The organism is Oribacterium sp. Sow4_G1_1 (genome assembly GCF_052116105.1).
In the GTDB taxonomy this organism is placed as follows: domain Bacteria; phylum Bacillota; class Clostridia; order Lachnospirales; family Lachnospiraceae; genus Oribacterium.
The window spans coordinates 96,639-107,187 of the sequence record NZ_JBQKLS010000011.1; the positions used below are offsets into that span (position 1 = coordinate 96,639).

Consider the following 10,549-nt stretch of genomic DNA (forward strand, 5'->3'; position numbering starts at 1 on the left):
GAATTCACAAAATCAACTTATTCTGAACACATTTGAAACACATTTTCCGACTAAAACCAGCTTTTAGTTGGAGAAGAAAAATCCTCCAACAAATCTGAATTTACTGGGGGAAACATCATGACTACTTCGAAACATATTTCCGGCGCTCATGCACTTGCTTTATCAGCCTGCGTGGGCGCTTTTACCTTACTCAGCGCCACCTGCCTCGCGACGCCGGCATTGGCCGCAGGCGGACTCGAGATGTCCACAGACTACACGGGCATCACCGCGAAGCCGGGCGACACCCTGAACTTTAGCCTCGACTTCACGAACCAGACCGGCGCGGGCCTCAACACGAGCCTCAGCGCGAGCGGCCTCGACGACAGCTGGAAGGGCTACTTCGAGGGCAACAACAAGGAGGTTTCGAACGTATTCGTGAAGTCTGGTGCAGACGCGGATTCGAACGACGGCCTCGTCACCTATAGTGTGACCGTCCCGGACGACGCACAGAAGGGCAGCTACAACGTGCTCCTGCATGCGGCGAGCGCGGGCGAGGCCAGCAGTGATCTCCAGCTGACGATCAATGTCTCCGACGAGACCACGGGCACGAACCAGCTGACGACCACCTACCCGGAGCAGCAGGGCGCGAGCGGCACGACCTTCACCTTTAACTCCACCGTACAGAATAATTCATCAGGTGCCCAGACCTACAGCCTCGCCGCCGATGCACCGACCGGCTGGACCGTCAGCTTCAAGCCGAGTGGTGCGAGCAATGCCGCGTCCAGCGTCGACGTCGATGCCCACGGCTCTCAGAGTGTGACCGTCACTGTAACGCCGCCGGATAAGGTCGCTGCCGGCGATTACGAGATCCCGATCACCGCGACGAGCTCAGCCCAGAGCCTGAGCCAGACCCTGAAGGTCACCATCACCGGCACCTATAAGATCGACCTCACGACCACGGACGGCACCCTCAGCTTCGACGCAAATGTCAACAAGAAGCAGTCGGTTCCGATCACCGTCACCAACAGCGGCAACATCGACCTAAACAACGTAAACCTCACGACCACGGCACCGTCCGGCTGGACCATCGAGTTCTCTGAGAGCACGATCGACACCCTCGCGGCCGGCGAGAAGAAGGACGTCGTCATGTACGTCACCCCGTCGAAGGACGCCATGTCCGGTGACTACGCGATGACCGTCAGCGCACAGAATGAAGACACCTCGCTCGACCAGTCCTTCCGTGTCACCGTTAAGACCTCGACCCTCTGGGGCGTCGTCGGCATCCTCATCATCGCAGCCGTCATCTGCGGCCTCGGCGAGGTATTCCATAAGTACGGGAGGCACTGATCATGACCGAGCTTCAGAATAGAACAGTCGCCACGCGGGTCACGGCCAATGCAGACGACCACTACGCCGAGTGCGCTGCGGAAGTCGCCGGCAGCGCTGGGGCGACGAAGCCTGAATGCAGCGCCCGATTTTTTCATCCGCATGTAGCGGGTGGCGCATGCAGCGAGAAGTGTACAGACCAGGCATCTGTCGACAGCGATGAGGCGGTCGGGGACCCTGCCGACTGGCGTTCCGAGCGGAATGAGGGACTGCATGAGATCATCATCCGGACCAGCGAGCTGGTGAAGCAGTACGGCGACGTGACCGCGGTCGATCACCTGAACCTTGAGATTCATAAGGGCGAGGTCTTCGGTCTGCTCGGTCCGAATGGTGCCGGTAAGACCACCACGACCCTGATGCTGCTCGGCCTTACGGATCCGACGTCCGGCACCGCTGAAATCAGCGGCCTCGACTGTACGCGCGATGCGCTGGCGGTCAAAAAAATCGTCGGCTACCTGCCGGATAATGTCGGCTTTTATCCGGATATGAGCGGTCGTGAGAACCTGATTTTCTCCGGCATGATGAACGGCCTCACACGAAAAGAAGCGGAAGAGCGGGCCAGCGGCCTCCTCGAGCGGGTCGGCATGACCTACGCCGCTGATCGAAAAACCGGCACCTATTCACGTGGTATGCGACAGCGTCTCGGTATCGCCGATGTTCTCATGAAGGATCCGGAAATCATCATCATGGATGAGCCGACCCTCGGCATCGACCCGTCCGGCATGCGTGAGCTCACCGCGCTGATTCGTGAGCTGAGCGTCAAGGATGGTCGTACCATCCTGATCTCCTCCCACGAGCTCTACCAGATCCAGGAAATATCCGACCGCGTCGGCATCTTCGTAAAAGGAAGGATGATCGCCTGCGGACGCATCGACGAGCTCGGACAACAGCTGCAGAACGAAGGCCTTTATATGGTAGACTTCCGCGCAGAGAAGACTGCGAATGGGCAGCGTGCTGCAGCGCATAGAACAGTGTCGGATGCATATGCAGAACGGGACACGATGAAGACCACGGCAGAGACATTGGCCTCTGCGGATGGGACCTCGACATCTGCCGTGAAGAGCGGCGCAGCGGAAGAGAGCGCGTCTGGCGAGACCGAAGAGCTGAAGGCTCTGGTGCGCGGCATCGCGGGCGTGCGTCTCGTCGGCGTGAAGGAGGATGGAACCCTCCACGTCGAGTCCGGCCGCGACATCCGCGCGGAGCTCTTCCGGAAGCTGACGGACGCCGGATATCTTCTCATCGAGCTCCACGAGCGTGGCGGTGACCTCGATGAAATCTATCGCAAATATTTCGAAAAAGCAGGAGGTGACGAGAACTATGACAATCGCACAAATCACACAGAAAACAAGACAGAAAAGCGATCACTCAGAGAGAAGCTTCTCAGGCGCAGCCGCTGATTTTTCGCAGTGCAGTAGAGTTGGAGCGGCACCGATGCATGGCAGTGTTTCGATAAATGCGGCTGGCATAAATATGATGACAGGATCTGTAGCGGAAGCTTCTGCGACTGCAGCAGAATCATCTCCATTTGACGCACAAAATGATGGGATGGAGGCTTCAAAGGCTACAACGCCAGATGCAGGTAAGAAATCTGCCGGTAACCTGCTGAAAAAAATCGTCGACTGGTTCATGGAGGAGGATGATCTCCTGCCGGGCGAGACACCGGAAAGTCATGCGTCGAATGTACGGACCAACCGCCGCGGCATGGCGGTGCTCTACCGAAAGGAGCTCGCGGATCATCTCTGCAGCCGTCGCTTCTGGGCACTCTTTGCGCTCCTCATGATCGTCTCGGTGGCGAGCCTCTACGGCGCCATCGGATCGCTCCGGCAGACAGCATTGGCCGCACAGTCCCAGGGACAGGGCGTCAGTGAATTCCAGTTTCTGAAGCTGTTTACGACCGCCGGAAGCTCGATCTACAGCTTCCAGAGCTTCCTCGGCTTCCTCGGTCCGATCTTTGGCATCATGCTGGGCTTCGACGCCATCAACAACGAGCAGGCGCAGGGCACGCTGAACCGCCTCGCTGCACAGCCGATCTACCGCGATACCATCATCAACGCGAAGTTCCTCGCGGGTGCGACGGTCGTCTTCCTGACGGTCTTTTCACTCGGTGGCGTTCTGTCCGGACTCGGGCTGCTGCTGAGCGGCACAAAGCCGGTGGCCGAAGAGTGGGTGCGCCTCGTGATCTTTCTGCTGCTGAGCGGCGTGTACATCTCGGTATGGCTCGCGATTTCTGTCCTCTTCTCGACACTTTCACGCCATGCCGCGACCTCGGCGCTTTCCTCCATCGCGCTCTGGCTCTTCCTCACCATGTTCCTTTCGCTCGTGGCGAGCGGCCTCGCAAACGCGATGTTCGCCGGTACCCATGCCTCTGCGCAGGATGTGATCAGCGCGTACCGCCTGCAGACCGGCATCAACCGTATCTCGCCGTACTACCTCTTCAGTGAAGCCGCCTCCGTCCTCATGAACCCGAACGTCCGCTCCCTCGACATCATGTCACTCGTCGAGTACCAGAACGGTGCCCTCGCTTCGTACCTGAGCCTCGGACAGTCGCTCCTTCAGATCTGGCCGCACCTCGTCGCCATGATCATGGAAGTTGTCATCGGCTTCGCCCTCGCTTACATCAGCTTCATGCGGAAGGAAATCCGCGCGTGAAGGCGTGAAGAACGCCGGCAGAAATCGAGCTCGGCTCCAGGGAGCATGAGCTCGGACATCCGCTCCTGAAGATTATGGATACGGATGCTTTCGCCGATGTCATACGAATATATTTGAAACATGAGAGAAACCGCGCCGCAGGACCTCGAAACTGGTCCCGCGACGCGGTTTCAGTTTTTCTGACATTAGTACCGTCCACGATTAGAAAGCAGACATTGTAGCGTGCTCAGCTTCCTCCGTATTGACAATCCGTATCCATAGCGGAAGCCGTCCCGCGGCGCAGTATCTAGTATCAGCGGATTTTAAAAATACTGGATATCTATTTGGCGTTTTTTATGAGCCTACGAGAGAAAACTATCTAATATTGGACGATTTTTTAAATGATGGATACTCAATCCTTTTATTTCGAAGCAAGCTTCATACTGGACTATCTATAAATTTCGGAAAGATTACATATTGGATATGCCCTTAGCAAAATGGAGCATTTAATAGCCAAATCAACTATCCACTATTTTCAAAAGGAATCTATTATAGATAGTACGCTTTTAAGCGTATGTGCGATTTCGAGCAAAACTATCCAAAAAGGATCTGATTTTAAAATAGTGGATAGTTTTGAATCCGGCAAAGGTTTTCATGGATCTGCCAATTTGATCCAGTATTTTCGAATATGAAAGAAAGTAGATATCGTTGACTGACTGGATGTGGATCACTGATCAACGGAATGCTTTGGACTCAAATTACATCTGCGACCACATTTTGACAGCGTTTGAAATCCATAACAGACAAATATTTATCTTTTTTCCATCACATTTCCGAAGTAGTATTCGAGCAGATGATTCACATAAACCTCATCGATCGGCGTATCCTTTGTTTCAAACGACATGATCAGGTTCACGCCAGGATAGATTCCGTTATTCAGAAAGGTTCGCATCTTGCTTAAGAAGTCTTGCTGGTAATTCGGATCATCCATCATGCCGAAATGTTCATAGTAGTAGGTCTTCCCATTATTTGGATTCAGAATCGTAAAATCCGGATAGTTCGGCCTTCGGGCATGCTCCAGCTCCAGCTTGCATTCATAACGGAATGGAAGATTCGCATTGCGCAGCAGGTTATAAATTGCGCGCTCGGATTTCGAACGAACATATTCACCAGCTATTGTGGGCACTTTCAGATTTTCTGGATTTGCCGGATTTTTTTCGTAGTCAGCATTGACCCACTCCGCAAGATCCTGTGGCAAATAGTAGAGGTAGTGGGCCGTCAATACGCGCAGTGCTTCTGAACGTTCCAGCAAATGCTCTACTCGATGAGCTTTTTCCAGCGCTTTCAAACAGTTTGAGTAGGCGGCGATCTGCTGATCGATATCCTTGAGCCGGGCACGATAGAGACGCTTCAGCGCTAGCTTTTCTGCGAGCTCCACCTCTGTTCTTGAAAGATAACGTGCTTTCTCAGAGTCTGGTGCGCGATACAGCCATGCAGCCCCAGGCTCATTATTATGGAAGTAAAGACTCCCCTCCGGCGCGGTTTCCAGCCAGCGTTCATATTGAGCACGGGTATGCTGCAGTTGCTCGATTTCATATTTCATTTTTTCAGATAAATCCATAATCCTCCCTATATCGTCAAGTGGTTTTCCTAAAAAAACATGACGCTTGTGTTTCATGTCTGTACTTCTTTGATGACAGACAGCGTCCGCCCATGCTTTCCCACCGGGCCATGCTCGCATACACTTGTCATCTCGAGCCCCGGCAGTGCCTGTGTTTGTCATCTTCGGCATCTGCAACGCCTGTGTTTGTCATCTCCGACATCTGCATCGTCTTTGTTTGTCATCTTCGGCATCTGCAGCGCCTGCACTTGTCATTCCGAGCCCCAGCTCCCGCCATTTTTCGGACCTCTGCATGGTCTGCCAATGTTTCCGGCTTCACTTCGTCTCGTCCCGGACGAACAGCGTCGCGACCCAGCTTGCGGCGGCTGCGCTGAAGTAAGCGGTCGGGTAGTCCACGCCACCCTGGCTCTTACGGGTGCCTAGGACAATGCCGGCAGCCTCTCCTTTGGTGGTTGGGAGGAAGGTCTGATGCGGCCTGCCGTTGAATCTGTATTCGCTTAATTTCAGATAGCCAAGCTCCGCCAGCTTTCGATTGATGGTCGCACCAGACAACTTCTTTCGCTCCCGAACGCGCGGCTTTTGCTGATTCGTTAATTCGCCCGGGTTCTTCGCCGCCACTGCATCTGATATCTGTATTTCGCCCGGGTTCTCCATCGCCACTGCATTCGATGTCTGCGTTTCGCCCGGGTTCACCGTCGCTACTGCATCTGATATCTGTGTTTCACCCGGGTTCTCGATCGCCACTTCTGCTGATATCTGTGTTTCGAACGGGTTCTTGGTCGCCACTGCATCCGATATCTGCGTTTCGAACGGGTTCCCCGTCGTCACTGCGGCTGACGTTGATCCATTGTCCGAAACGCCGACATCGATTGACGCGATGGGACTGTTCGTAGAAGAGATTTCCTCCGCTTCCGCGACGAGCGCGTTCAGAAGCGCGGCGATTTCCGGCGAGCGCAGGCCATCTGCGCAGCGGAAGGAGGCGGCTTCTGCCACGGTCAGGAAGAAGTCCTGCTTTTTCTTCACCTGCTTCCGCGTCCGCTGCTGCAGGTACTTCTCCTCGAGGAAAGCCAGCAGGACATCATCCGGAATGAAACGATATTTCGGATTTTTCTGTGATTCTGACCTTTCCTGTGGAATCGGCTTTATAACACTCGTCGCGATAACAGGGTCTGAAGACGGCGCATATGTACCTGGCACCCGCTTTACGCGTGTAGCGTCCACCGAGTCATTCATGCCGGTACGCTCTCCGGCTGTACACTGAACCTCTTCCGACGCATTTGCATAGAACTCTGCGACGCGTGCCGGGTCCGCCGAGTCATTCATGCCGGTACGCTCTCCGGTCACACAGGCTCCGGTACCATCCTGCATATCCACCTGCATCTCTTCCGACACGTTTTCATAGAAATCTGCGACATACGCAGGATCGAGGGCTTTCCGGATCTCATCGATGAAGGCTTCGTAGTGGAGTTCCAGCTTCCGCTGACCGACGCCATAGATGCGTGCGAATTCCTCGCGGGTGAGCGGGAGCATACGACACATCTCCACCAGTGATTTGTCGGTGAAAATCAGATACGCCTGAACACTCCGTTCCATCGCGAGCCGCTTCCGAAGCGCCTTCAGATTTCCGAGCAGGTGTGTCCGCATCTCGGGCGAAATCTCGAGACGGGCGTTTTCAAGCAGCCGAAGCTGCTGTGCTTCCGCTTCGCCATCGCTGGTCCGGGCATATCCGCCCCTGCCGGCCTCGGCATCGTCAGTCCGGGCATATCCGACACTGCCGGCCTCGTCATCGCTGCCACGCGCATATCCGCCCCTGCCGGCCTTGCCATCGTTGGTCCGGACAGAGGCATTGCCCTCGCATGGCGTGGTAGCCGGGAGACGGTCGTCCGCTGGGGATTCTGGCACGCTTGATGATGCCCCCGGCGCAGTCGATGCGTGCGCAGGTGTTTCGATCGACGATTTGGATGATTGACCGAGCACCGCGGCCATCGTAGCTGCTGTTTTCTGATATTCGACTTTTCGCATCGCCATAATCCTTCCTGTGCACTTCGTGTGCGCATCATAATCAAAGTGGTACGGTTTTTCGCCTGCCTTCCACAGACGGATCTTCCGCCCGACATCCATATCCGTCTCGAGCTGGTGCCGATGTTCGCGCATCCGTTCCTGCAGGCCCATGGTGTCGCTGATGCCATAGCGGTCTTCTTCGAGAAAGTGTTCCGGATCACAGTTCACGCAGCAGCTGTCACGTGGGATGGAAAATGCCCGGAAGCGCTGCACGCGGATGCCGGGCTCGCACAGCTCCCATGGATCCGTGCGGAGATGTTCATATTTGTAAGCCTGGTTCTTCATGTATGCCTGATCTGCGTAGCGGATGAAGATATGCTGCTTCTCCGCACGCTTGAGCTGCATCGACACCTTCTGGACGCGGTTTTTCGGGTAGTGTCCGGACTGTCGGATCGTCCGCAGGCTTTCGTCGACCGGCAGCTCTGCGCTCGTCAGCACGCGATTCCGTGACGGCAGCGTGATGACTTCATAATCGACGGGATCTTCACCCCCGAAATAATCCCGGAGAAAGGATCGCAGGCACTGGTGCGTCATCGCGTAGCGACGCATCGCCTCCAACTGTCGCTTCACCTGCGCGACGGCTTCCGGATACGCCTGGTAGCCGAGCGTCACCTTCTCGAGCTTCGTGCGCTGGAGCTCGAAGTCGCGCTCGTTCGCGAGGAGAATGCATTCGGCCGGAAGTCCGTCACGCCCCGCGTGGACGAGCTCCTGATAGTAGCGCCCGAGACTTTCCGGCATCGTGTAGTGCAGCACGAAACGCACATCCGACCGGTCGAGCTCGAGAAAAGGATCCGGCGTCACGACGAGGATCCGGGCACCGGCATGGGCCTCGGCATCGTGTGTGGACGACCGCTGTATACGCCGGTCGGACGAAGGAGCGCCGGCGCAGAATGCACGGGCATTCGCCATGCGTTCCTCGCGGGTCAGACCTGCGTGGTAGGACAATGCCGGGAAACCGCTGCGATTGAGCAGCTGCGCGATGTGCTCCGTCAGCCGATGCTCGGTGCAGTAGATGATGCCTGCCTCATCTTCGTGGCGGCGCAGAAAATCGAGAAGAAATGGTGCCTTGCGCTGCGGGCGATGCACGGATAGAAAGAGATTCGGACATTCAAACGAGTGACGGACGAGAAGTGGATGCTGAAGTGAGAAAAAGTGCCCGATGTCCTGCTCCATCTGACGCGTTGTCGGCAGTGTCAGTGCAAGGACCGGCGGACGGGAGGATGCTGCATGGCGTTCGAGATCCTTCAGCAGAAGTGGAATCGAGTGATAGAGCGGCTGGAAATGTGGTGCGTGGATCGAACAGATCTGTGCTTCGTCGATGACGATCAGAGATATCGTCGTTTTGAAGACGAGAAACGAGCGCATTTTCGGGTCCTCTAGAAGGCCCGGTGAGGCAAAGAGCACCTGGAAATGACGGCGTCGGATGCGCTCGAGCTGTGCAGCCATGGCATAATCCGACAGTCCGGAATGCAGCATCGCCGCAGGGATGCCATCCTTTTCGAGGATATCGATTTCTTTTTCCATACGCTCTTTATATGAAGAAATGATCAGCGTGATGCCTGTAAGCTGCTTCACAAGCTGCCGGTAGCAGTCCAGACGAAGCGAACCGACTGGTGGCATCGCCAGCACATCCCTGCCGCTTTCCAACGCAGAAAAAATACGCGCATAGGCTGAGGCCAGAGACATTGCCCATGTCATGTGCTGTGGCTTTTTCGGAGGCGGCAGAGAAGACGGTACATCATCGACCGCCGGACATGCGGCTGCCATGTTTTTAGTTTCTCCAGATGATTTCTGTAGGGAAGAGGTGGAGGTGGTTGATATGGCGGACTTCACAGAAGCTTCAGATCGATGTACATCGGGCATTTCGAGTAGTTCCTTTCGCTCGGAATATAATAATCATGACGGCAACAACGAAATCAGAATTCTGAAATCAAACAACGATGAAATCAGAATTCTGAAAAGAAGCAACGACGAAATTAGAATCCTGAAATCAAAATTCAGAAGGCAGAAAGTAAAGAGCAGAAATCAGTGTAAAGTATATGCTGTGCCTATAGCTTGTATAGAATAACTGCATGCGTTCTTAAAAAAATCCGTCGTTTTGTATATCTGTATCGTAATATAAGTCCTTGCTTTTGACAAGGTCGACAAACGGACTATATTTGCTTTTAACAGCTGCCTGCGGTATTACCTACGATTATGTCACTGCTTCGAAATCGTCCGAACTTGTTGTCTCGGATCCATCTACCACCTGGCAGTTTAATAAATCATCCACTATTTTTGAAAAAGCTTATATTTTGGATATTTTTTCGAAAAAAAGAACATACGCATATAAGCGTACTATCCAGAAAAGTGCTTTTAGAAAAATACTCGATAGTGTTTTGGGTGATGATTGATTTGATTTCAAGGAATAAGTATCTAATAATCGTGACATTTTATAATAGTGGTTATTCAAAGAAGAGCAGGCTTTCTGAATTAGCAGCTACTATATCCAGTAATTTCGAAAAAGCACCGAAGTGGATAATTTCCCAGGATAAATCCTTTTTCAACCTGAAAATCATAACTATCTTTTGAAAAATCGTCATATATTGGATAGTTGGCCGTCGCATCCAATATTGGCTAGATGGCCGCTCGCTCTCCAACCACCGCATATAGAAATCATATTCATTTCAGATATAGAGATCATATTCATTTCAGGACTTGCGCTTGCGAAGAGAAAAGTATAACATGAACATCATTATTCAGGCATGCTCAGCTGCGCCAATGCAGACGACGGAACCTGTATGGCTCCGCTTGCTGCGCCCGCCGCGCCGTCCGCACCGCACCCGCGTCGCCGCCCCGCGCCGCTGCCCGCCCCGCACTGCGGCCGCTGAGCCC

5 protein-coding genes are annotated in these 10,549 nt (G+C 54.2%); 3 read left to right on the forward strand and 2 right to left on the reverse strand.

Annotated elements, in window-relative coordinates; genetic code table 11:
* Positions 1–117 precede the first annotated feature (117 nt).
* The 3 genes from ACTQ52_RS08460 to ACTQ52_RS08470 all read left to right on the forward strand — a co-directional run bounded on the left by ACTQ52_RS08460 (position 118) and on the right by ACTQ52_RS08470 (position 4,014).
* A complete protein-coding gene (locus ACTQ52_RS08460) occupies positions 118–1,326 on the forward strand; it encodes a COG1470 family protein (RefSeq protein WP_441227043.1) in 1,209 nt (402 codons plus the stop codon).
* A gap of 248 nt (positions 1,327–1,574) precedes the next feature.
* Positions 1,575–2,762, forward strand: coding sequence for an ABC transporter ATP-binding protein (locus ACTQ52_RS08465; RefSeq protein WP_441227082.1), 1,188 nt, complete (start codon positions 1,575–1,577; stop codon positions 2,760–2,762).
* Between the two features lie 148 nt (positions 2,763–2,910).
* A complete protein-coding gene (locus ACTQ52_RS08470; RefSeq protein ID WP_441982340.1) occupies positions 2,911–4,014 on the forward strand; it encodes an ABC transporter permease in 1,104 nt (367 codons plus the stop codon).
* Positions 4,015–4,804: 790 nt separating this feature from the next.
* Here the strand turns inward: ACTQ52_RS08470 and ACTQ52_RS08475 are convergent.
* Positions 4,805–5,671: a hypothetical protein gene (locus ACTQ52_RS08475; protein ID WP_441982341.1), complete on the reverse strand. Its 867-nt coding sequence runs from the start codon at positions 5,669–5,671 to the stop codon at positions 4,805–4,807.
* A gap of 258 nt (positions 5,672–5,929) precedes the next feature.
* A complete protein-coding gene (locus ACTQ52_RS08480) occupies positions 5,930–9,442 on the reverse strand; it encodes an HRDC domain-containing protein (protein ID WP_441982342.1) in 3,513 nt (1,170 codons plus the stop codon).
* Between the last annotated feature and the right edge of the window lie 1,107 nt (positions 9,443–10,549).

What these genes read in the sequence shown, in the direction of transcription:
- ACTQ52_RS08460 (WP_441227043.1), top strand. Translation starts at nt 118, where the DNA reads ATGACTACTTCGAAACATATTTCCGGCGCTCATGCACTTGCTTTATCA.
- ACTQ52_RS08470 (WP_441982340.1), top strand. Translation starts at nt 2,911, where the DNA reads ATGGAGGCTTCAAAGGCTACAACGCCAGATGCAGGTAAGAAATCTGCC.
- ACTQ52_RS08475 (WP_441982341.1), bottom strand. Translation starts at nt 5,671, where the DNA reads ATGAAACACAAGCGTCATGTTTTTTTAGGAAAACCACTTGACGATATA.
- ACTQ52_RS08480 (WP_441982342.1), bottom strand. Translation starts at nt 9,442, where the DNA reads ATGGCAGCCGCATGTCCGGCGGTCGATGATGTACCGTCTTCTCTGCCG.